Origin of the sequence: Bacillus sp. Leaf49 (assembly GCF_001426125.1) — a bacterium.
GTDB lineage: Bacteria > Bacillota > Bacilli > Bacillales > Bacillaceae > Bacillus > Bacillus altitudinis.
The window spans coordinates 354689-378778 of sequence record NZ_LMRK01000012.1 but is presented as its reverse complement, the minus strand read 5'-3'; the positions used below and the strand labels follow the sequence as shown (position 1 = coordinate 378778).

At 43.2% G+C, this 24090-nt stretch carries 22 protein-coding genes; 6 read left to right on the top strand and 16 right to left on the bottom strand.

All coding sequences use genetic code 11. The annotated features are described in order from the left end of the window. Positions 1-4: 4 nt before the first annotated feature. The 4 genes from ASG46_RS08685 to ASG46_RS08670 form a co-directional block, all read right to left on the bottom strand. Positions 5-1117, bottom strand: a complete 1113-nt coding sequence (locus ASG46_RS08685) for an acyl-CoA dehydrogenase family protein (protein WP_056704210.1) — start codon at positions 1115-1117, stop codon at positions 5-7. An 11-nt stretch (positions 1118-1128) separates the two neighbouring features. Then, positions 1129-1992 (bottom strand): 3-hydroxybutyryl-CoA dehydrogenase, encoded by an 864-nt coding sequence (locus tag ASG46_RS08680; RefSeq protein ID WP_056704208.1) that lies wholly within the window; start codon positions 1990-1992, stop codon positions 1129-1131. Between the two features lie 19 nt (positions 1993-2011). Next, positions 2012-3187 carry an acetyl-CoA C-acetyltransferase gene (locus tag ASG46_RS08675; protein WP_056704206.1) on the bottom strand — a complete coding sequence of 392 codons (1176 nt, stop codon included), beginning with the start codon at positions 3185-3187 and terminating at the stop codon, positions 2012-2014. A 103-nt stretch (positions 3188-3290) separates the two neighbouring features. Continuing rightward, positions 3291-5402 (bottom strand): (Fe-S)-binding protein, encoded by a 2112-nt coding sequence (locus tag ASG46_RS08670; RefSeq protein WP_024718768.1) that lies wholly within the window; start codon positions 5400-5402, stop codon positions 3291-3293. A gap of 143 nt (positions 5403-5545) precedes the next feature. Here ASG46_RS08670 and cls (ASG46_RS08665) point away from each other — a divergent pair, with 143 nt between their 5' ends. The 3 genes from cls (ASG46_RS08665) (at position 5546) to ASG46_RS08655 (ending at position 8045) form a co-directional block, all read left to right on the top strand. Continuing rightward, positions 5546-6742, top strand: a complete 1197-nt coding sequence (gene cls / locus ASG46_RS08665) for a cardiolipin synthase (protein WP_056704204.1) — start codon at positions 5546-5548, stop codon at positions 6740-6742. A gap of 12 nt (positions 6743-6754) precedes the next feature. Next, positions 6755-7717, top strand: coding sequence for a UV DNA damage repair endonuclease UvsE (gene uvsE, locus ASG46_RS08660; protein WP_056704202.1), 963 nt, complete (start codon positions 6755-6757; stop codon positions 7715-7717). Between the two features lie 73 nt (positions 7718-7790). Continuing rightward, positions 7791-8045 carry a hypothetical protein gene (locus ASG46_RS08655; protein WP_017360064.1) on the top strand — a complete coding sequence of 85 codons (255 nt, stop codon included), beginning with the start codon at positions 7791-7793 and terminating at the stop codon, positions 8043-8045. Positions 8046-8198: 153 nt separating this feature from the next. On the opposite strand, the gene ASG46_RS08650 is transcribed toward ASG46_RS08655, so the two are convergent. The 4 genes from ASG46_RS08650 to cls (ASG46_RS08635) all read right to left on the bottom strand — a co-directional run bounded on the left by ASG46_RS08650 (position 8199) and on the right by cls (ASG46_RS08635) (position 12960). Then, complete coding sequence (locus ASG46_RS08650; protein ID WP_041507908.1) at positions 8199-9197, bottom strand: S66 family peptidase; 999 nt, start codon at positions 9195-9197, stop codon at positions 8199-8201. A 71-nt stretch (positions 9198-9268) separates the two neighbouring features. Continuing rightward, complete coding sequence (locus ASG46_RS08645) at positions 9269-9511, bottom strand: hypothetical protein (RefSeq protein ID WP_056704200.1); 243 nt, start codon at positions 9509-9511, stop codon at positions 9269-9271. A gap of 125 nt (positions 9512-9636) precedes the next feature. After that, positions 9637-11352: an ABC transporter ATP-binding protein gene (locus tag ASG46_RS08640; protein ID WP_041091393.1), complete on the bottom strand. Its 1716-nt coding sequence runs from the start codon at positions 11350-11352 to the stop codon at positions 9637-9639. A 105-nt stretch (positions 11353-11457) separates the two neighbouring features. Beyond that, on the bottom strand, positions 11458-12960 hold the full coding sequence (gene cls / locus ASG46_RS08635) for a cardiolipin synthase (RefSeq protein WP_025208143.1): 1503 nt from the start codon (positions 12958-12960) through the stop codon (positions 11458-11460). A gap of 151 nt (positions 12961-13111) precedes the next feature. On the opposite strand from cls (ASG46_RS08635), the gene ASG46_RS08630 reads away from it, so the two are divergent. Then, on the top strand, positions 13112-14080 hold the full coding sequence (locus ASG46_RS08630; RefSeq protein ID WP_056704199.1) for a S66 family peptidase: 969 nt from the start codon (positions 13112-13114) through the stop codon (positions 14078-14080). 639 nt (positions 14081-14719) lie between these two features. On the opposite strand, the gene argS is transcribed toward ASG46_RS08630, so the two are convergent. From argS to speE, 5 genes are all read right to left on the bottom strand, one after another. Then, complete coding sequence (argS, locus tag ASG46_RS08620) at positions 14720-16393, bottom strand: arginine--tRNA ligase (RefSeq protein ID WP_017360071.1); 1674 nt, start codon at positions 16391-16393, stop codon at positions 14720-14722. Continuing rightward, positions 16390-16812, bottom strand: a complete 423-nt coding sequence (locus tag ASG46_RS08615) for a DUF1934 domain-containing protein (RefSeq protein WP_008343509.1) — start codon at positions 16810-16812, stop codon at positions 16390-16392. The genes argS and ASG46_RS08615 overlap by 4 nt, the downstream gene beginning before the upstream one ends. Before the next feature lie 124 nt (positions 16813-16936). Then, the gene (locus tag ASG46_RS08610) at positions 16937-17284 is read right to left on the bottom strand and encodes a hypothetical protein (protein WP_024719436.1); all 348 of its coding nucleotides are present in this window, start codon (positions 17282-17284) and stop codon (positions 16937-16939) included. 76 nt (positions 17285-17360) lie between these two features. Then, complete coding sequence (gene speB, locus ASG46_RS08605; protein WP_017360073.1) at positions 17361-18233, bottom strand: agmatinase; 873 nt, start codon at positions 18231-18233, stop codon at positions 17361-17363. A gap of 69 nt (positions 18234-18302) precedes the next feature. Continuing rightward, positions 18303-19133, bottom strand: coding sequence for a spermidine synthase (gene speE, locus ASG46_RS08600; RefSeq protein WP_056704197.1), 831 nt, complete (start codon positions 19131-19133; stop codon positions 18303-18305). Positions 19134-19358: 225 nt separating this feature from the next. Between speE and ASG46_RS08595 the strand changes: the two genes are divergently transcribed. Further along, positions 19359-21428, top strand: coding sequence for a transglycosylase domain-containing protein (locus ASG46_RS08595; protein WP_056704195.1), 2070 nt, complete (start codon positions 19359-19361; stop codon positions 21426-21428). Positions 21429-21553: 125 nt separating this feature from the next. Here the strand turns inward: ASG46_RS08595 and ASG46_RS08590 are convergent, their stop codons facing one another. Beyond that, positions 21554-22072: a YwhD family protein gene (locus ASG46_RS08590; RefSeq protein WP_007497712.1), complete on the bottom strand. Its 519-nt coding sequence runs from the start codon at positions 22070-22072 to the stop codon at positions 21554-21556. A 12-nt stretch (positions 22073-22084) separates the two neighbouring features. Beyond that, positions 22085-22747: a site-2 protease family protein gene (locus ASG46_RS08585; protein ID WP_047945771.1), complete on the bottom strand. Its 663-nt coding sequence runs from the start codon at positions 22745-22747 to the stop codon at positions 22085-22087. 107 nt (positions 22748-22854) lie between these two features. Here ASG46_RS08585 and ASG46_RS08580 point away from each other — a divergent pair, with 107 nt between their 5' ends. After that, on the top strand, positions 22855-23040 hold the full coding sequence (locus ASG46_RS08580) for a 2-hydroxymuconate tautomerase (protein ID WP_008343530.1): 186 nt from the start codon (positions 22855-22857) through the stop codon (positions 23038-23040). 51 nt (positions 23041-23091) lie between these two features. On the opposite strand, the gene ASG46_RS08575 is transcribed toward ASG46_RS08580, so the two are convergent. Next, positions 23092-23904, bottom strand: a complete 813-nt coding sequence (locus tag ASG46_RS08575) for a zinc-dependent metalloprotease (protein ID WP_024719439.1) — start codon at positions 23902-23904, stop codon at positions 23092-23094. Between the last annotated feature and the right edge of the window lie 186 nt (positions 23905-24090).

Sequence of the window (24090 nt, the reverse complement as noted above, 5' to 3'; positions counted from 1 at the left end):
CACTTCATATTAGCTGTTTACAAATAACCAGCCTTTGTATTTCACTTGTTCCTTCATAAATCTCACAAATTTTCGCATCACGAAAGTACCGCTCTGCTCGGTATTGCTTCGTGTAACCGGCTAGACCAAGCAAATGGATGACTTCAGTACTAATATCAACCGCTGTTTTAGATGCAAATAACTTCGCCATCGACGCTTCCTTCGTGACAGGGCGATTGGCCTCTTTATAAGAAGCTGCTTGATAGACAAGAAGTTTTGCCGCTTCCAGCTTGGTGCCCAGATCGCCCAACCGAATGGTCGTTTCAAGGCCAGCTGGATGCTGCTTTAAATACGTCACCGCCTCAGCTAATGCGGCTTCTGCAATACCAAGGCTTTGAGCCGCAATACCAATTCTCCCCGCATTTAAGCTAGACATGGCAATCCGAAAGCCTTCTCCTTCTGCGCCGAGCAGCTGTTTTTTTGGAATTCGAACACCGTCAAAATGAAGTGTGACTGTTTTTGATCCATGCAGGCCCATTTTCTTCTCATCTTTTCCGATCGTAAATCCTGGTGTCCCCTTCTCCACAATGAACGCTGATATATTTTTCTTAGCAGAAGTAGGGTCTGTCACGGCAAATACAAGATAGACTTCCGCTTCACCGCCGCTTGTGATAAAAATTTTCGTTCCATTTAACACATAGTGATCGTCTGTGCGCTCTGCTTTCAACTGAATACTAGAGGCATCTGATCCTGCCTTCGGTTCAGTTAGACAAAAGGCGCCCAGCTTCTGCCCGGACGCAAGCTTGGGAACGTAGGATTCTTTTTGTTCAGTCGTTCCAAACGCCAAAATCGGCATCGTCACAACGGATGTATGAACGGATACAATGACACCGATGGTTGCACTTACTTTGGAAAATTCATGAATCGCCATGATATAGGTTGTGAAACCTGCCCCTAATCCGTGATACTGATCTGGGATCGGAATGCCTAAAAAGCCTTGCCGACCCATTTCAGCTAAAAGCGTTTTCGGGAACACGCCCTGTTCCATCGCTTCTATTTCAGGGAATACATGCTGGCGTGCAAATTCTGCTACTCGTTTTCTCCAAAGACGTTGTTTTTCTGTCAGCAACACATCCATCTTGACTCCCCCTATGAGTGGTCGTGGTAAGTGTAAAAACCTCTCTTTGTCTTTTTGCCCAGCCAGCCTGCGTTCACATATTTTTTCAAAAGAGGACAAGGTCGATATTTGCTATCTCCAAGACCCTCGTGAAGGGTATTCATAATAAATAAACAAGTATCGAGCCCGATGAGGTCGGCGAGACGAAGCGGGCCCATTGGATGGTTCATTCCAAGCGTCATGATGCCGTCAATACTTTCTACATCTGCCACGCCTTCATAAAGGGTATAAATGGCTTCATTGATCATCGGCATCAAAATACGGTTTGACACAAACCCAGGGAAGTCTTCCACTTCTATTGGGGTTTTGTCTAATCTCTTCGCGGTGTCAAAAACAAATTGGTACGTGGCATCATCCGTTTGTAGCGCACGGATTACTTCCACAAGTTTCATCACGGGAACTGGATTCATAAAATGCATGCCAATCACTTTCTCAGGCCGTTTCGTCACGGCTGCTAATTCTGTGATCGACAAGGAAGACGTATTTGTCGCAAATATCGTGTCATCAGGTGCAAATTGATCGAGGGTTTCAAAGATTTGTTTTTTGATCTTCATTTGTTCAGATGCGGCTTCAATCACTAAATGCGTCTGCTGTACATCCTTTAAATCTGTTGAAACAGCCAGTCGCTGTGTAATATCACGGACTGCCTGATGTGCCAGCTTTCCTTTTTCTGCTCGTTTCGTCAGTTGTTTGGTCATAGAGGAAATGGCTCGATGAATCTGCTCCTCTGCCGTATCATGGAGCAGGACGGTATAACCTGACTGTGCAAATACTTGGGCAATACCCGAGCCCATTTGACCAGCCCCAACGACCATGACGGTCTCTTCTATACTCATGACAATGAACGCCTCCCTTTTAATCCACCTTGATCATGATCGCATCACCTTGACCTCCGCCGCTGCAAATCGACGCAATGCCGATCCCGCCGCCTCTTTGTCTGAGTGCATGGATCAAGGTCAATATAATACGTGTTCCGCTTGCTCCAATCGGATGACCAATCGCGACTGCCCCTCCGTTCACATTCATTTTCCGCCGATCCAGCCCAAGCATTTTTTCGCATGCCAATGCAACCGCTGAAAAAGCCTCATTGATTTCAAACAAATCAATATCCTCTACTCGCTTCCCTGTTTTCTTTAACACTTTTTCGATGGCATAGGCTGGTGTTTTCGGAAAATCCTTTGCCTCTACTGCTACTTGCGCATGTCCAAGCACAACTGCCAGAGGTTTTTCACCTTGCTGCATGGCGTATGTGTCTTTCATTAATAGAAGCGCACTTGCACCATCATTGACACCCGGTGCATTGCCAGCGGTAATCGTACCTGCCTGATCGAAAACGGGCATCAGTTTTGACAAACGTTCATATGACGTATCACGCCGCGGGGCTTCATCTTCTGAAATCAGCTGATCTCCTTTTTGATTCTTGACGGTAACGGGGATGATCTCATTTTTAAAAAAGCCGCTTTTTTGCGCCTCAATGGCTCGTTCATGACTTCTTAACGCCCAAAGGTCTTGTTCTTCTCGTGTAATGCCAAGCTCTTTCGCCGCCATGCTTCCATACTCACCCATATGAACACCTGTAAACGAACAGGTTAATCCATCTAAAATCATGGCATCTTGTACTGCACCATCTCCCATTTTGTAACCCCATCGTGCTTTTTTCAGAAGATAAGGAGCATGAGACATGGATTCCATGCCGCCTGCCACGATCACCTTGGCATCTCCCGCTCGAATGATTTGATCGGCTGTCGTGACACTGCGCATTCCTGAAGCACAGACTTTGTTGATGGTTTGCGTCGGAACCGACCAAGGAAGATCTGCATGTCTAGCTGCCTGTCTTGAAGGAATTTGACCTTGTCCTCCTTGAAGGACACTGCCCATGATGACTTCATCCACTTCATGAACATTTGAGGCTCTTTCCAGCGCAGCTTTTATCGTCATCCCGCCTAATTCTGCAGCAGTCAAACGACTTAAAGTTCCACCTAGTTTTCCAAATGGTGTTCTCGCCCCAGATACAATGACCGTCGTGCTCATTTCTTTCCCCTCCTATTTGTTACCGCTTACATAAATGCTAGACAGTTCATAAAATATCGGTGTCCACTGGCCGATGAACAGTCGATCCATCGGCCTGACACCTTTATGAAGCCTGCGTTCTCGTTTCGCCAAACACTGATTTTTCAAGAAGTTCTGCGACATCAAATGTGCCGACCTGCTCTTCTACTTCCTTCGCTTTCGTCCCATCCCCAAGCATGGTTAAACAATATGGGCACCCTGAGCTGATGATGGACGGCTGTACCTGTAAGGCCTGCTCCGTCCTCGCTGTGTTAATTCGAGTACCTGTCTCTTCTTCCATCCACATTAAGCCGCCGCCGGCACCACAGCACATCCCCGATTCACGATTCCGTTCCATTTCTTTCAGTGTCACACCAGGAATGGCTTTTAAAATATCTCTTGGCGGATCATAGACCTCGTTATATCTGCCTAGATAGCAAGAATCGTGGAAAGTAATGACTTCGTTCACTTCATGAATAGGCGTTAATTTCCCCTCTTTTACTAGCTCTGCCAGTAATTCTGTATGATGATACACCTCTGCCTCAAGTCCAAAGTCTGGGTATTCATTTTTAAATAAATTGTAAGCATGCGGATCGATCGTGACGATTTTGGTTACGTCATTTTTTTGAAATTCTTCGATGTTTTTTGCAGCAAGCTCTTGGAACAAAAATTCATTCCCAAGTCTTCTCGGTGTATCACCTGAGTTTTTCTCTTTATTGCCTAGGATGGCAAAAGAAACCCCTGCTTCATTGAGCAGTTTTGCAAAGGCAAGAGCAATCTTTTGGCTTCTATTGTCATATGCACCCATCGATCCAACCCAGAATAAATAGTCGAAGGTCTGATCTGCTTTTTTCAGTTCTTTCACTGTCGGTACGTGCACATCTTCTCTTAGATCACGCCAGTTTTCTCTTTCTTTTCGATTCAATCCCCACGGGTTCCCTTGTCGCTCGATGCTTGTCATCGCACGCTGTGCATCTGCATCCATTTTTCCTTCTGTCAGCACTAAGTATCTGCGCATATCAATGATTTTGTCGACGTGTTCGTTCATGACAGGACACTGATCTTCACAGTTTCGGCATGTCGTGCATGCCCAGATTTCTTCTTCTGTAATGACCTCACCAATGAGAGAAGGATGATACATTGCGCTCGCCGCAGATTCTTCCGCTCCAGCTCCCCTTGCCTGTAATGCCAGTTGATTTCCTGTCGTCTGTTTGAAAGCAAGCTGCGGAACCCACGGTGTCTTTGAAGTAATGGCAGCCCCTTTATTTGTTAAATGATCTCTTAATCGTAAAATCAAATCCATTGGAGACAGCATTTTCCCCGTCCCTGTCGCCGGACACATATTCGTACAGCGCCCACATTCCACACAAGCGTAAAGATCAATCAGCTGAGATTGACGAAAATCTTCAATTTTCCCAACGCCGAACGTTTCTTGTGTCTCATCTTCAAAATCAATTTTTTGCAGTTTGCCTGGCGGGTCCAATCTGCTGACAAATACGTTGACCGGGCCAGCGATGAGATGGGCGTGTTTAGACTGCGGGACGTACACTAAGAACGTCAGTAAAATAAGAAGATGCACCCACCATGCGACATAGAACACAATTGTTGCCGCAAGTGGTGACAGCCAGCCCAGCAAGAAAGCAATGCCGGAAGCAATTGGCTCAGTTGCTGATAGTGAGTGCCCATGCCAAATGATGTTCATTCCGTTTCCTAGTAATACGGTCAGCATCAATCCGCCAATAAACAAAAGGACAAGCCCTGACTTAAAGCCCCTTTTTAAACGGACTAACTTCTCGACATATCTTCTATGGAATGCCCAAACCACCGCCACTAAAATAAGAAGTGTGACTACCTCTTGGAAAAACGTAAAGACACCGTAAAGCGGACCTAATGGTAGCCCGCTGTCTGGAACAAGTCCCTTCATAATAAAATCAAGGGCTCCGAACTGCACTAAAATAAATCCATAGAAAAACAGCACATGAATGATGCCGCTCTTCTTGTCCTTCAGCAGTTTCTTTTGACCAAACACATTCACCCAAACACGTTCTAAGCGTTTTTTCATGTCTTTCTGAAATTCTTCTTTTTTGCCAAGACGAATATACGCGGCTCGTGTTCGAATGAGATAAATAAACAAATACACAGCGTAAGCGGTCACTGCCGCAAATGCAATCAAGTTAACAATTAAAAGGCTATTCATCTTGCTCCCCCTTTCATTCCCCAAGACCCACTTTGTTCCGTTTCCATGTTGTACCTCTATCATAAATAATGAATGAGTATTCAGTCAATATTTTTTGCCCATTTGGGTACACTATCGTCATATGTAAAAAAGGAGGAACCTTCATGATCGCATGGATCATTCTACTCGTCGTCTTTGTCATTGTTCTACTCGTCAGGCTAGATCTTTATATAGGGAGAAAATATTTTTCTACCCATGCTTTTGAACGGTCTTTTGACCAAACAAGCGGCGATGCAGTTTTTTATCATGATAGCGAACCACTGTTTGATCAGCTGCTTACGGATATACAGCAAGCCTCTTCTTCTATTCATATGATGTTCTTTATTGTAAAGAACGACAAGATTGGGCAAAGGATTCTGCAAGCAATTAAAGCGAAAGCAGAGCAAGGTGTTTCGGTTTTTTTGCTCACTGATCGGTTAGGCTCCTATCCATTTGATCAAACATCCATTCAGATGCTAGAAAAAAGTGGCATTCAATTTTACTTTTTAAATAAACCACGCTTTCCTTTTTTCATTTATCGTTTAAACATGAGAAATCACCGAAAGATCACGGTGATCGATGGAAAGATCGGCTACATTGGCGGGTTTAATATCGGCGATGAATATGTAGGGAAAAACGGCAGGTTTGGCATTTGGAAGGACTATCACCTGCGCATGACAGGACAGGTTGTCGCAGACCTCCAGCATGTGTTTCTGAATGATTTGTACCGGTCATCTGGTATTCACCAGCTGCAATACGAGGTTTTTCCTACACTGGAACCGGGAACATTACAGTGCACTACACGTGCGACGGCGGGTTTTTCTTTAGAAGCCTTATTTCTTCACGATATTCAACAAGCGAAGAAGCAAATCACCATCTGCACGCCCTATTTTATTCCATCAGCTCCTCTTCTAAGCGCCCTTCTTGACGCACGGAAGCGAGGCGTGACTGTCGACATCATCATCCCAATGAAGGCAGATCACCCGCTTGTGAAAGAAGCTGGATTTCATTATTTGAAAGATCTGATTGCTGCTGGATGTCTTGTGTATCGTTTTTATAAAGGGTTTTATCATGCGAAAGCCATTCTCATCGATCATAGCCGTTGTATGATCAGTACGGCGAACTTTGATAAACGAAGTTTGTTTTTCAACGAGGAAGTGGATGTGGCCATTGATGATCCCGCCTTCACCGCACACGTAGAGGAAAAGATTCGTGAACACATGGAAGTTTCAGAACTGATGACTAAAGAAAAATACAAACAGCGCCCACTTCTCACGCGTCCAATTGAGTGGATAGGCGCCCTGTTCTCGTATTTTTTATAAAGGAGTTGACCTATGCGTTATCGATTTGGTTATGTATCCAACGCCGTCACTTTATGGGAAGCTTCACCTGCCAAGTCGCTGACCTTTGCAAGATACAGTAAGCTCTCAAAGGAAGAGAGGACAGAGGCTCTATTGCGAACGACGAAAGCCAACCTCGTCAATACATTAAGAACGCTTTATTTTGCGATTGCCCATGATATTCCGCTTTACCGTTTTTCAAGCTCGATTGTCCCGCTCGCCACCCATCCTGAGGTGCGGTGGGACTTTGTGACACCCTTTCGCAAAGAATTTATAGAGATTGGTCAACTCGTAAAGCGGCATGGATTACGAGTGAGCTTTCACCCCAACCAATTTACTTTGTTCACAAGTCCAAAGCCATCCATTACAGAAAACGCCGTCATTGATATGACCTATCATTATGAAATGCTTGAGGCCATGGAGCTTGAAAAGGAAAGCTATATGAACATTCATGTCGGAGGTGCATATGGCGACAAGGCATCTGCTTTACAGCGTTTTGATGAAAATATAAAGCAGCTTCCTGCACATATCAAGGCGAGAATGACGCTTGAAAATGATGACAAAACCTATACGTCATTAGAAACGCTTGATGTTTGTGAAAAGCATGGCATCCCGTTTGTATTTGATTACCACCATCACATTGCAAACAAAGATGATGATGCGGCACTTGATGACATTTTGCCAAGAGTGTTTGACACGTGGGCAAACACTGGCATACCGCCTAAAATCCACTTATCCTCTCCAAAATCAGAAAAGGCGATACGAAGCCATGCGGATGGAGTAGAGATGTCCTTTGTATTGCCACTTTTTCAAGCTTTAAAGCCGTATGGTCGTGATGTGGATTTTATGATTGAGGCAAAGAAAAAGGATCAGGCTTTGCTCCGTCTTGTTGAGGAGCTGTCAGCGATCAGAGGCAATCGGCGGACGGGCGGAGGCACCATTGAGTGGAAATCGTAGAGAAAGGTTTACCTCTATCGCAACGGGGGTAACAAAGCTATTGTGAGAAAGTATTTAACAGGAGGATATGAAGATGTCACAAATCTATTCAATCCGAATTGCTGCGAAAGCATTGAATTTACATAAGCTTATTTCTCTATACGAAAAGTGCCAGCACGCTCAGCATCGTTTATATGTATATTCTAAAAAAACAATGTGCAACATTAAGAACATCGTAGAGCTAGAAACCTTTAGGCTCACTCATTTAGAATCAGACTATTTAATCGTGGTAGAAGGAAAAGAGGCACAAGACCTTCTTCAACCATTTGAAAAAGAACATGCTTCGTAAAGGCAGTCTTAAGGCTGCTCTAGATTGTTGATAAAGGGCTAAAATAAAATTTATTTTAGCCCTTTATCTTCTTTTCAGTGTGATAGAAAACCTTTGACGTCTAGGAAGGACGAGGAGCGGAGCGAATTGCGCATTCGTGAGCACCTCTTTTTCTTATATCCATGCTTCTGTCAGCCAAACCTCACCTGACGATGCATTCATTTTTACTTGTGTACCGATTGGCATCGTGAGCATCGGATGCGTATGGGCACTGTCAAATTCCGCGATGAGCGGCCTCTTTGTATCTCCCAGTACTTCAAGTAAAAGATCGTGCGGCCTTTTGCCCGTTCCTTCATCATCAAACAGCTCATGTTTCCCTAAGAGGATACCAGATACCCGTTCAAACACACCATTTATCTTTAACAGAGAGAAGTTCTTTTCGACGATGGAGGCGGTTTTCATACAATCTTCAATGAGAAGGATATCGCCCTTTTGGATTTGAGGCATGAATTCACTTCCCCATATGCCATACATGGCATTTAGGTTCCCGCCGATCAGTCTGCCTTCTGCCTGCCCTTCAATGACGCACATCCAATCGTTTGGACGTTTTTCTTTTTCTCGTATTTTCTGTTCCCAATTGATCCGTTCGTCCGTCCAAAAGGGTGGTTTTTTCACCTGATATGGGATGGGCTGCGGATGAATGAGAATGTCCTCGAAAGATTGATATGTATGATTGACAAATGGTTCAAACTCTCCAAAAGACGGCACAAGTGCAGGCCCGTAAAAAACAGGCAGACCCGTTTTTTCATAAGCCGCTAAAAGAATCGCCGTCGCATCTGAATAACCAATCATGATTTTCGGATGCTTCTTCAGCAGCTCAAAATCGAGATAAGGCAGCAAACTATTCGAGTTCGTCCCCCCAATCATCGACATGATACAGGACAAATCTTCTCTCGCCATCAGCTCATTCAGCTCAGCTGCTCGTTCTTGAATCGTTCCCGAACGATAGTGATCCTCTTTCCCTGTTAATGATCCTGGTACCACAATGAATCCTTTTTGTTCAAGCCATTCCTTCGCCCGCTCATACCTAAGAGGCGAGGTGGCAGATGCTGGACTTGAGGGAGAATAAATACCTATTTTATCGCCCTTCTGTAACTGCCGAAGCCCCTTCATTCCATCAGATCCTTCCTACACGAGTTTTTACTATCCTAGCAAAAAAAGCCCTTTTTCAAAAGGGCTCAGATTTAATATAAGAGCTTAAACAGACCAAACAATATGACAGCAAAACTGATGGCGAGCGTCGCAAATATCTTTTTTTTGCTCAGAGAACTACCTATGATGTTCACTCCAGTATTGATGCCAAACAAAATCATTCCCACATAAAAAAAGACTGGATTGAGTCCAGCGGGAATGATTAAGATAAATAAGCCAACGAGCGTCATATAGTGAATGCTTTTGATCATGACTGTTTTTGCCGTTTCACTCAAGCCATCCTCTCCTTTTGAATCCAATTGCCTTATAGTATATCAACATTCCATTTAAATGGAAAAGAAGATTTTATCCTATCAAAAAGAGCCCAGCTTAATAACTGGACTCATTCAATCACTTCTCTTCAATGACCAAACTGCGCTTCATGCAGTCTGCTATAGACGCCGCCCATTTGGATTAAGTCTTGATGGCGGCCTTGTTCTTCAATGCCTTCCTCTGTCACGACGATGATTCGGTCTGCATGTTTAATTGTCGCAAGGCGGTGAGCAATGACGAGTGTCGTCCGGCCGACTGCCAGTTCGCTTAGTGCGTCTTGGATTGCTTTTTCTGTTTCTGTATCAAGTGCTGACGTCGCTTCATCCAAAATAAGAATAGACGGGTTTTTCAAAAACATCCGTGCAATTGACAGACGTTGCTTTTGACCGCCGGATAGCTTAACACCGCGTTCACCAATGACCGTATTCAACCCTTCTGGGAAACGCTGAACGAGCTCCTCTAAATGGGCACGTCGCACCGCCTCCCAAATGTCTGCATCACTCGCTTCTAGGTTGCCGTACGCAATATTCTCACGTATGGTGCCTGAGAATAAAAAGACATCCTGCTGCACAATGCCAATCTGCTGTCTTAAAGAGGACAAGGTCATCGATTTTGTGCTCACACCATCAATGGTGATGTCTCCTTCGTCCACATCATAAAAACGAGGCAGCAGACTGCAAATGGTCGATTTCCCCGCTCCTGATGGCCCGACAAACGCAACAGTTTCCCCTTGTTTGATCTTTAAGTTGATATCCTTCAATACATGACTGTGCTCATCGTAGCCAAATGTCACGTTTCGATACTCAATTTCACCTTTCAAGCCGTAAATATCACGTGCTCCTTCTGTATCCTTCACATCTGGCTCTGTTTCAAGCAAATCGACATAGCTTTTAAAACCGGCAATGCCTTTTGGATACATTTCAATCACCGTGTTGATCTTATCAATTGGTCTGAATAACACATTTGTGATCAAGACAAAGGCAATAAATCCGCCTGCCGTTAATTGACCTTGAAGAACAAACCATGTACCTGCCAGAAGGACAAACAGCGTCACAAGCCTTGTGAGAATATAGCTGATTGATCCGTTAACCGACATAATTTTATAGGAAAGAAGTTTCGCTTTTCGAAAGCGGTTGTTGTTTTCAGCAAAGCGCTTTTTCTCAAAATGTTCATTTGCAAAGGCTTGAACAAGACGAATACCGCCAATATTGTTCTCAACCCTTGCATGAAAATCTCCAATGTCATTGTTGAGTTGTGTAATTGCCTGTGTCATTTTTTTATTAAAATGAAGGGCTAACCAGATGATGACTGGCATAATCAAGAAGGTTAAAATGGCAAGCTGCCAGTTAATCATGAGCATGACGGCAAAGGCGCCAAGAATGGTCATAATCGCAATAAACAAATCCTCAGGTCCGTGATGCGCCACCTCACCAATGTACATGAGGTCATTGGTCATTCGAGACATAAGCTTACCCGTTTTGTTGTTATCAAAGAACTTAAATGAGAGACGCTGAAAATGATCAAATAGCTTTTTTCTCATATCGGTCTCAATGTTAATGCCAAGCATGTGCCCCCAATATGACACGATAAATTGCATCACTGAGCTGAGTGCGTAAATGACAAACAGCGCAAGTGCGGTCCAGGCAATGACCGTCCAGTTCCCTGTCGGCAGTAATGTATCAATGAAGTAGTTCACGATCAGCGGGAAACCGAGTTCCATGAGTCCGACGGCCACAGCGCAAAAGAAATCTAAAAAGAACAGACCACGATAGGGCCTGTAATAGGCAAAAAAGCGTTTTAGCATATGTAAAAGAACCTCACTTCCTCTATAATTGATAATCATTTTCAATTATAGAGGAATCATTATAGAATTACTAGATCAGGAAATGATTTCTTCCCCTAGAAACCCTCACAATACACCTGAAAACAATCGCGCAAACGATTCCTTTAAACGTTCCTTTAAGCCCCTTTTATAAAAATGAACTGGCCCCATTTGCTCACATTCTTTCATATCTTCCTCATAATGAGCCATCAATTGCTCGATCGGTTTCTTTGCCGCTGTAAAGACATTGACCTCAAAATTGAGTTGAAAGCTTCTCATATCAACATTGGCCGTTCCGACAGAGGCAAGTTCTCCGTCTGCAATCATGACCTTTTGATGCATGAATCCTTTTTGATAGTGATACACCTTGATGCCCTCTTTCAAAAGCTCAGAAAAATAAGATCGTGTGGCGTATTGCGTGAGAAATCCATCATTAATCTCAGGCACCATCACACGCACATCCACCCCTCTTGTCGCCGCAATTTTTAACGCTGTGCGAATGGATTCATTTGGGACAAAATAAGGCGTCGCAATCCAAACAAATTGCTGTGCATTCGAAATGAGCGCATCGTATAAATCACTCATACTTTCCTTCATATCAGGTCCAGTCGGCACGACCTGTATGACATCTTCTCCTGTCACAGGATGCGGGGTGTGATACTTGGGATCATCAATTAACACTTCATCTGATACATACTCCCAGTCCAGCATAAATATGGAGTGAAGTGTCTGAACGGCTTCACCCTTTAACATCGTATGCGTATCACGCCAAAAGCCGATGTTTTCATCGCGTCCTACATATTCCTTCCCCACATTGAGCCCACCAACAAATCCTGTTTCTCCATCAATAATCACGATTTTTCGGTGATTTCGGAAATTGAATTTTTGATTAAAGAATCCGTATTTTAATGGCAGAAAAGGAGCGACCTTTATCCCCGCCTGCTTCAATCGTTTAATATCTTTTCGTGAGAAGCGAATGCTGCCAGCCGCATCATAGATGAATCGAACCTCTACTCCTTCTTTCACTTTTTCAATCAAGATCTCCATCATCCGGTGACCGAGGAAATCAGATTTGAACATGTAATATTCTATATGGATGAACGTTTTTGCCTTTTTTAATTCTTCAAAAATACGTGGAAAGGTTTCCTCTCCATTCTTTAAAATCTCCATATCACTATTTGTATTTACATGCATACCTGTTGCTTTTTCTGTGTAATGAAAAAAAGCACGCTGATTATCGGTTAAACGCGTCTCATCCGGTTTACTCTCAAGCTCTGATATTCTGCGTAATTTTTCTCGGTTATACATTCTCTTTGATTTAAACAAATGTCCTTTGACATAAAGCTGCCCCGAGAACAAATAAAACATATAGCCGATGATCGGGAAAAAGATCAGTACATACATCCATAACAGCGTGTGCTGTGATGTCCGGTTCTCTAGCATAAGCGAGATAATACTAAATAAAATGATGGCGATATAACTAGCTGCGTAAAGCTGAAAACCCCACGCTGGAACCGGCCACCAAAACACCACATATGCCCCAAATATCATGAAATATAAAAATAGAAATTCCAGTCTCCTCTTTTTCACATTCTCCGCCCTCATTCTGTCTTTTTCTTTTCCATACCCTTTGCACAGCTTGTCTGAAACGCACGGTTTGCTGCTTTCTTTTAGCTTTTACAGACTGGAGCGTTTTGATCCGATATAATGGAAAATATGTGAAGGAAAGGACGAATGACTTATGTGTACACCATCTGCTTTAAAAAAGGGAAGCCACATTCGGGTAATTGCTCCAAGCCGAAGTGCCAGCATTTTATCAGAAGAAGGAATGGCTCAGGCGAAAAAACGTTTAGAGGCATTAGGATTTACTATTTCTTTCGGACAACACGTGTTTGAATGTGATCTGCATTCCTCTTCTTCTATTGAACACCGTCTATCTGATCTACATGAGGCATTCTCAAATGATGAAGTCGATGGCATTTTGACAGCAATCGGCGGCTTTAACTGCAATGAGCTTTTGCCTTATATAGATTATGATTTGATTCGTCAGCACCCAAAAGTTCTTTGCGGCTACAGTGATATTACCGCACTTACAAACGCCATTACCGCCAAATGTGACATGGTGACGTACTCAGGTCCTCATTTCTCCAGTTTTCAAATGGAACAAGGACAAGAAGAGCAGACAGCCATGTTTCAAGCGTGCGTGATGAGTAGCGAGCCATTTGATGTCACCCCTTCTACAAAGTGGAGTGATGATGCGTGGTATCTTGATCAAGCAAATAGGCAGTTTCATCCGACAACATGGGGGATTTATCAGGAAGGAACAGCTGAAGGCACCTTGTATGGCGGAAATCTTTGTACACTGAACTTATTGCAAGGGACACCCTTTATGCCTCACCTCAAGGATGCCATCTTATTTGTGGAGGATGATGACTTGGTCTTTCCTGAAATGTTCGCCAGAGACCTTGCCTCGCTCTTGCAACATGCCGAATCTATTAAAGGGTTAATCATCGGACGTTTTCAAAAGAAATCCAAGATGACAGAGGAACATTTGAGGTTCATTCTAGATAAACATCCAATGCTCAAACACATCCCGGTGATCTATGATGTAGACATAGGACATACACAGCCGGTCTTCACCTTGCCGATTGGCGGGAGTGCCGAGCTATCCTGCTACGACGGACAAATCCAATGGCGTGTTCATCCATAAATAAAACCTAAAAAGCACCCTCATTTGTTGGTGCTTTTTCTATGCCATCATTTCTTTTTAAAATTTTTTTAGAAAAAGTGATCCAACCCTTCATCCCCTTCGTTAAGTAGATGTAAAAAGAAAAGAGAGGAGGCAAAAACATGTTCTCTGATGTACTTAGCCAATTATTTGATTCTATCTCTAACATTATCAATACACTTGGATAATCCCATTAACGCACACATACTACATGCTTGCCGAAGGGAGGATACAAACTATGTTCTCTGATGTACTTAGCCAATTATTCGATTCTATTTCTAACATTATCAATACACTTGGATAATCCCATTAACGCACACATACTACATGCTTGCTGAAGGGAGGATACAAACTATGTTTTCCGATGTACTTAGCCAATTATTTGATTCTATTTCTAACATTATTAACACACTTGGGTAATTCCTATGACACGCACATACTACATGCTTTCTGAAAGGAGGATATGCTCTATGTTCTCTGATGTACTTAGCCAATTATTTGATTCTATTTCTAACATCATTAATACGCTTGGTTAATTTTTCAAAACCCGCTATTTCTCGAGAATAGCGGGTTTTTTATATAAAGAAGCCCCGCTCATAAAATAGAGCGGGGCTTTTTGCATTACATTTTTTCCGGTGCAGATACGCCAATGAGTTTTAATGCATTCGCAAGCGTGATTTGTGTTGCTTTCATGAGCGATAGACGTGCTGTTGTTTTTGTTTCATTTTCAACATCAATGACCTTTTCGGCGTTGTAGAAGCTGTGAAGGGCTGATGCTAGATCATAGATATAGTTTGTGACGCGGTGCGGAATACGTTTTTCTGCCGCTTCTGCTACAACCTCTGGGAAGCTGCCGATGATTTTCAGAAGATCGTATTCTTTATCGGACTGAATGTGAGAGAAATCTGCTTTTTCAAGGTTTGGCTCGTAGCCTTTTTCTTCCCCTTGACGGAGCATGCTGCAAATTCTCGCATGTGCATATTGCGCGTAGTACACAGGGTTTTCGTTAGACGTAGAAATCGCTAAGTCTAAGTCAAAGTCCATATGTGTCGCCGCACTTCTCATCGCAAAGAAATAACGAGTGGCATCTAAGCCCACTTCTTCAATCAAGTCACGCATTGTGACGGCTTTACCTGTACGTTTACTCATCTTCATCTTTTCACCGTTTTTGTAAAGGTGAACGAGCTGAATGATTTCGACTTCCAGTTTGTCCTCTGGATATCCGAGTGCTTGGATCGCCGCTTTCATTCGAGGAATGTAGCCGTGATGATCCGCTCCCCAAATGTTGATGAGCTGGTCAAAACCTCTGTCCAATTTGTCCTTGTGATATGCGATATCTGGAAGCAAGTACGTGAAGCTGCCGTCTTTTTTAATCAGGACACGGTCCTTGTCATCACCAAAATCAGTTGAACGTAACCATGTTGCGCCATCTTCTTCAAAGACATAGCCTTTAGCGCGAAGTGTTTCTAGCGCTGGTTCGATTTTTCCGTTTTCATATAAAGACGTTTCAGAATACCACACATCAAATGGGACACGGAAATTCTCTAGGTCGACACGTAGTTTTTCTAGTTCATATTTTAAACCGTACTCACGGAAGAATTTCATACGCTCTTCTTCTGATTCATGCACGAAACGGTCACCAAATTCATCCGCAAGTTTCTGTCCGATGCCTTTGATGTCTTCTCCTCTGTACCCGTCCTCTGGCATTTCTTTTTCAAGACCGAGCGCCTCAAAGTAACGTACTTCTACAGATAGAGCAAGGTTATTGATCTGATTGCCTGCATCGTTGATATAGTATTCACGGCTCACGTCGAAGCCTGCTTTATCAAGGATGTTGCAAAGAGAATCTCCTACAGCTGCGCCGCGGGCATGTCCAAGGTGTAGATCCCCTGTTGGGTTTGCCGATACGAACTCAACCTGAACTTTTTGACCGCCGCCTGTATTCGTTTCGCCATAAGCCTCTTTTGCCTCAAGAACAGCTGGAATAAGCTTTGTTAAATATTGATTGTTCATATAAAAGTTGATGAATCCTGGACCTGCAATATCCAGTTTTTCAATTGACGCTTTGCCTTTGTCAAATGCATTCACAATGTCCTCGGCGATTTGACGAGGTGCTTTTTTCGCAATGCGTGCAAGCTGCATCGCCATATTGGTGGAATAATCACCGTGAGTTTTGTCTTTTGGCACTTCCAAAAGAACATCCGGCACCTGGCTTTCATCAGCAAGTCCTGCTTTGACGACTGCCGCAATGATTTCTTCTTTTAACGCATCTTTGACCTGTTCTGCGATATTCATGAACGTAAATCCTCCTTATATGAAATCGATAATGTATGTAAATGCTTTTGATCTTCACCTGTCAGCATATCGTACGTAATGTGTAGAAGCCCATTGTCTACATCAAGATCAATACCATGTGTGTGCACATCGAGTTGAAGTGTGCCAAATGGCATCGTGTAATGTGTCACGGTCGTTTCTCCAGTGAGAAAGCGCTGCTTCATTTGAATCGCACCTGATCTCATGACAAAAATTTCTTTTTCACTTATTTTGACAACAGTTTTTACTTGACCCATTTCATGTTCTTCATGGTAAGTGAGATACGTTTTGTCATTCTTCTCTTGATACGTTCCAGTTGTTCGGAATTCGATCGTTTCAGCCGGTTCCGTCTCTGGTTTCATCACTGACTTTACATGAATTGAAATTTGGTTTTGTGTCATTTTGCACTTCCTTTGCTAAGACCCGTTTAACTAAAATAGTATACCATAATCCCGATTGCCTATCATCCCATCATTTCTCATCTTCGTGTGGATGATACCCCATTTTTGATCTTCACATGTCTCTTTAGAAAAAAAGAAAAATGAAGCTCACGCCTATCACGAGTCCAGTCTTGAGCCCTGCGCTTTTTCGATTGATGAGATAAAACAGTGCTTGGATACCTGAACTTGCCAAAAATGCCTGAAAGAAATCAAATGGGAGAAGATGCCCTTGCTTATAAACAAACTGCATCAACAGCGCTATGCCAGTGAGATAGAAAAAGCCTCGATCCTGAAACAGATGAACCATCTCATCCTTTGTCTCTTTTTTCGAGGTGAACGTGGGCGGACTCGCTGCAAGCTCTCTTTTCAGCGTAAGAAAGCCTGCCGCTAACACACATAAAGCGAGTAATACCATCAATACAGAAGAAAACACGACCTGCCTCCTTTATCATGTCACCAATGTAAAAAAAGAGCTTGTCCATATGAGATGACAAGCTCCTCTATCAATGTTATTTCACAAAACCAAGCAGCATTTCACGTAAAAGTTTGCTTGCTGTATTCGCCGTTTGATCGGAATGATCATATACAGGCGCTACCTCTACAAGGTCTGCACCAACGACATGCACATCAGAACCAGCAATGGCATGAATAGATGCCAGCAGTTCTTTTGACGTAATACCGCCAGCATCTACCGTTCCTGTACCAGGTGCATGAGCTGGGTCAAGTACATCAATGTCAATTGTCACATAAACTGGACGGCCTTTCAGCTTTGGCAATACTTGCTTCAATGGCTCGAGCACTTCAAATTTAGAAATGTGCATGCCTGCTTCTTTTGCCCATTCAAATTCTTCTTTCATCCCTGAACGGATGCCGAAAGAGTATACATTTTCAGGTCCAATAAGTCCTGCAACTTTACGAATCGGTGTCGAATGTGAAAGCGGCTCACCCTCATATTCCTCACGAAGATCGGTATGTGCGTCCATATGGATGATTGCCAAATCAGGGTATTTCTTATACATCGCACGGAAAACCGGCCAAGACACAAGATGCTCGCCGCCCATTCCTAATGGAAACTTCCCTTTTTCTAAAATGCTGTCGACATACTCTTCAATTAAATCTAAGCTTTTCTGTGCATTGCCAAATGGAAGCGGGATGTCGCCAGCATCAAAGAATGGCACCTCGTGCAGTTCACGATCTAAATAAGGGCTGTATTCCTCTAATCCAATGGATACTTCACGAATACGGTTCGGGCCAAAACGAGAACCTGGACGGTAACTGACGGTCCAATCCATCGGCATCCCGTATAAAATGACTTTCGCATCTTCCCATGTCGGATGACTTCCAATAAACACTTTTCCTGAGTAAGCCTCGTCGAATCTCATACAAGATTCCTCCTTTTACGCTTCAAAAAATGCGCAAACGGTCATTTGCGCATTTCCACTTCGCTTGATTTATTTGATTAAGTCGCTCACAAATTTCGGCAGAACGAATGCCGCTTTGTGCAATTCTTTTGTGTAATATTTCGTCTCAATATCAAAGAAGCGGCTGTCTTCTACAGCAAGTGGATCATACTTCTTAGAACCGATGGTAAATGTCCAAAGACCGCTTGGATATGTTGGGATATTCGCTGTATATAACTTGGTAATCGGGAAAATTTCTTTTACATCACGCTGTACGTTTGTAATTAACTCAGGTGTGAACCAAGGGTTGTCCGTCTGTGCAACGAAAATACCGTCTTCTTTGAGTGCTTTTGAGATTCCTGCATAGAAACCTTTAGAGAACAGGTTTACAGCTGGTCCAACTGGCTCAGTTGAGTCAACCATGATCACGTCATATTCGTTGTCGGCTTCCGCAATGTGCATAAAGCCGTCTCCGACTTTCACCTCTACACGAGGATCGTCTAGTTTCCCAGCAATTGAAGGAAGGAACTTCTTCGAGTATTCAATGACCTTGCCATCAATATCAACAAGTGTCGCTTTTTTCACACTTGGATGCTTCAGGATTTCACGAATAACACCGCCGTCTCCTCCGCCTACGACAAGAACATTTTCCGGATTTGGATGAGTGAAAAGAGGAACATGTGCCACCATTTCGTGGTATACAAACTCATCTTTCTCTGATGTCATCACCATACCGTCTAAAAACAGCATATTGCCAAACTCTTCTGTTTCCACCATTTCTAAATGCTGAAAATCTGTTTGTTCTGTGTGAAGGGTTTTGTTCACCTTCAATGTAATGCCAAAATTCTTCGTTTGCTTCTCTGTATACCAAAGTTCGCTCATTGTTCATCTTCCTCTCATCCAATAATAAACAAACATCTATTGTTAGCGCCTTTTATCGGCTATGACTATATCGATTGTCCAAGAAAAAAGTATAGTGGATTCATATCAAATTGTAAAGAACCGCATGAGATAACTTCATTTTTAAAGCACACCCTTGCAGTCGCCTGTTTAAAACGGTTTTCTTTGTCCCATACTGATAAAAAACCGTCAAAATGGGGGCTTTGCATGGACACAATCATGAGTAATAAAAAAATCCGCATGACCGTGAAAACGATTCGGGCCTGTTTTTTTATCGGCTTGCTCGCTTTTCTATTTGCTGGCACAGTCTTTTTGACGATTCTTTTACTAGCTAAGTGGCAAGGCGCTCCCTCTGTTCAAGTTCCCCAATCCACGACCATTTATGCAGCCGATGGGTCTAAACTTGGCGAATCGAGCTTTGGAGAAAAGAGATACTGGGTTCCGTTAAAGGACATGTCCCCTCATATACAGCAGGCAGTGGTCGCGGTTGAGGATAAAACCTTTTATCAGCATCACGGCTTTGATGTGAAACGAATGGCAGGTGCTGCGGTGGCAGATATTCGTGCAATGGCAAAAGTACAAGGCGCCAGCACGATCACCCAGCAATACGCACGAAATTTATATTTAGATCATGATAAAACATGGAAGCGGAAGTGGAATGAAGCCTTTTACACCATCCGCTTAGAACAAAACTATACAAAAGATGAGATATTGGAAGGATACTTGAACACCATTTATTATGGCCACGGCGCATACGGTGTGGAAGCGGCATCCCGCCTTTACTTTGGGAAAAAAGCGAAGAACTTAACTTTAGCTGAATCTGCCTTGCTTGCCGGTATTCCAAAGGGCCCTTCTCTCTACTCCCCTTATGTGAATGAGGAGAAAGCAAGTGCAAGAAAGAATATGATTCTGAGGCAAATGCAAGAGGATGGCATGATTACGAAAAAAGCGGCTGCTGATGCCAGCAAGGAAAAGCTGTCCTATCGCCCGCTCAAACAAAAGCAGCTGCAAGCAAAGCAGGCCCCGTATTTTTATGATGATGTGATTCGCGAACTGAAACAAACGCTGGGCTTAACCGAGGAACAAATTGAAACGTATGGTCTTCATATCGAAACGACCTTACAACCTGAATTACAAAAAATCGCTGAAAAGACTTTAACCAACATCATGGATTCTGAATCAGGTATCCAAATTGGCTTTACCGCCATTCATCCCCAGACAGGTCATGTGCTTGCCCTCATCGGGGGAAGAGATTACGAGAAAAGCCCATTCAATCGGGTCACACAAGCGAAAAGACAGCCGGGTTCAACAATGAAACCACTTCTCTATTACATGGCTTTGCAAAATGGGTTTACACCAGCAACCGTGATGCGCAGTGAAGAAACTGTTTTTGAACTCGATGAGCAAGGAAGCGGCGCTGCTTATTCACCAAGCAACTATCACGGCTATTACGCCAATGAGGGTATTACGATGCTTCAGGCTTTGGCTCTATCTGATAACATTTATGCGGTCAAAACCCATCTATTTTTAGGAATGGAACAACTTGTACGTGCAGGCAAAACGTTTGGGATTCACGAAAAACTAGAGCAAGTGCCTTCACTTGCGCTAGGTACTTCACCTGTCAAACCAATTGAAATGACCAATGCTTACGCGATGCTGGTCAATGGAGGAAAACGCGTCAAGCCAACCTTTATTACGAAAGTAACGGACGCAAAGGGCAACGTACTCTTTGAGGAGAAACAAAAACGAGAGCAAGTACTAGATGAAAAAGCAGCATTTGTCACCACTGACATGATGTCAGGGATGTTCAATCATCAATTAAATGGCTATACAAGTGTCACAGGTCGTACCATTTCAAAAGATCTTACCAGAACGTATGGAGGGAAATCGGGGACGACAGGTGCTGACAGCTGGATGATCGGCTTCTCTCCCCAGCTCGTCACAGGTGTGTGGACCGGCTACGATAAAGGACGCACCATTGACTCGGTCAAAGAAACCGCCTATGCGAAAAAGATATGGGCTTCCTTTATGGAATCAGCCCTCTCAAACCAGCCAGCCTCCTCCTTCATGCCGCCAGACGGTGTAAAAGGCGTATATATCAATCCAAAAACCGGTGATCTCGCAGGCCCAGGATGCGAATCAAAGGTATTTACCTATTTTATAGAAGGAACGGAGCCGACCGGTGTCTGCTATGGTGCCGAGAACAAAGCTTCTGAGCAAGACAAAGCTCAAGATCAACAGCCTAAGAAATGGTGGGAAAAGTGGCTGAAACGTTAAAAATGGACATGAAAAACCCCGAGATCTGCATCTCGGGATTCTCCATGTCCTAGCTTTAACACCAGTTTACTGAAAAAACGCTTGGAATTGGTATCCATTCATCATTCTTCACAAAAATTTCACAATTACTCAGGAACAGCCAATCCTTCTTTTAATTCATCTGTGGATGCTTCCCATAACGCTTCATTGTGACTCTTCAAGAAATCAGCGAGCACCTTTTTCGAACCATCATCCATATGACTGACAACGATTTTACGCTTCATGGATTTATCCATTAAATTTACATGCTCAGGAAGTGACTTATATCCTCTGCGGATCGAGCGGTCAACTGTCATTTCACAAGCTGTGACTCCTGCATAATATGGCCCCTCTTCTCTGCGGTCAATCGTCACCCATACGAGCCAATACGGTTTTCCGTTAGGTACCTCTTCTTTGGTTTTTAAAAATTTAATTCCTTTTTCGACGGCACTTCTTGCATGCATCGCACCAATATCAATGACGGCTTCCTTTTCCTCCACATCAATGATCACCGGCGAGATATTATCAAGGCTGAGGGCACCTGCCCCAAAACCTCCATGCCCATCCGTTGCATCTGTTTTTTTAATGATATTAAAACCAATTGGTTTCTTCTTTTTACCTTCCATTCATTAGACCTCCTAAAGCAGCGGCTTCAAAATAAGATTAAACCAGTATATGATTTGATCCCGCATTCCGATCAATGGAACAAAAACAAACTGACCTAGCGGTGTGATGACGAAGATGAGGAAAATGATGATCCCATACTGTTCAAATTGCGTCATCTTTGCACGGATGCCGGGACTGACAACATCCTCAATAATACGATATCCGTCCAGCGGCGGAATCGGTAATAAGTTAAATAGGAACAAAATCACGTTCAAGTTAATAAAGATTTGGAAGAAATAATCGATCCCCGGCTCAAAGCGCATGAGCGACTCCCCGCCAAATTTCTGAAGAAGCGCATACACACAAAAGCCCAAAAATGCCAAAACCAAATTACTTAAAGGTCCTGCGATCGACACACATATCCCTGCGAGACGTGGGTTTTTAAAATGGTACCGATTCACAGGTACAGGCCTCGCCCAGCCAAACCCAGCTACAAAGATCAAGATCGTCCCGAAAATATCAAGGTGCTTCAATGGATTGAGCGTCAGTCTCCCTTGATTTTTAGCTGTCGGATCTCCAAAACGATACGCAACATATGCATGCGCCAGCTCGTGCATCGTAAAAGCCACAACAAGCGTAATGGCGACATATGGAATCAGTTCTAATGGATAAACAAGAAATTGGTCCAAAGGCATGAATCCCTCTTTCTTTCTATACAATGATTTACTTCATTCAGTATACTATAAGAAGTCCCTTAAACTAAAGGGAAGCGTAGCACTACAGGAAAAAGGAGGTTGCCATTATGCCGATTATCACCGTTCAAATGCTTGAAGGAAGAACAGATGAGCAGAAAAGAGCTCTTGTGGAGAAAGTCACAGATGCCGTTGTTGAAACAACAGGCGCAGGTGCAGAGAAAGTCTCTGTCATTATTGAAGAAATGAAAAAAGAACATTATGCTGTAGCAGGAAAGCGAATGAGCGACCTGTAAGCATATAAAAAGGACAAACACTTTTTCGGTGTTTGTCCTTTTTTTCTTACCTTATCTGTACCAAGCTTTATTACGGTTCACCTGATTTTTATGAGCCGCATCGAAGAAATCGACAGTGTAAGAATAATCATAATTCATTAAGCAGACAATTCCGCTTCCTTGAGGATCATGCGGTAAGCCAAAGTTATGGCCGTATTCATGCGTAGCCGCTTTTGCTGTATTCGCTGTCCCTTGGTCAAGGTTAACGGCGAATGCACTTCCGCTTGGTGCACTATTGTAGACATAAGCGATTCCGCCAGCATCAAAGTTTGGATTTGCTGTAAATCCTGTGACAAAATCGTATCCTCTGCCATCAAAGCTGCGCTGAAGGTTAGACAAAATTTGTGATGCATTTGATCCTGAAGACGTCCAAGACCCTACGGCTTGTACGACAAAGTCCACATCATGATCACGGTTAAATGTCACATCCGCTTGCTCAATGATGCTGACAATGCGTGTCTGCCAATCACTATATTTCGCACGATACTGCGCATCAGCTACTGCATAGACGGTCACTTTCTGACTGCCTGTACTAGCTTTTGTTGAAATCGAATCTCCTGTATTTGCTTTAAAGGTTCTAGACCCTACCTGTTTACCAGACTCATCTAAAATCTTTGTTGTCACATCTCTTTCAATAGGAGGTGCCTTCGTCAAATCTTTAAAATCGTTTGCCTTTGGCAACCCTTCACTAATATGTGTTTCAAACGGCGCATGACCATGATCATGCCCATGACCTGCACTTGCAACTGGTGCTGAAGCTGAACTTACCCCCGGTAACAAACTACCTACCAATAAAAATGACAAAAAGACTGAACGCTTTTTCATTCCTATCCCTCCTTTGTTTTTCACAAGGTTATATATTCACTGAAAATTCACCATTTTCCTTCTATTCAGTCAAAAACAGGGAATTGGATATACAGGAAGAAAGTCGAAACATGTCATTTTCACTAATTTTTCGGATATTTTGACACACATTTTATCAAAAAGCAGAACTTTTGATCTGGGACATTC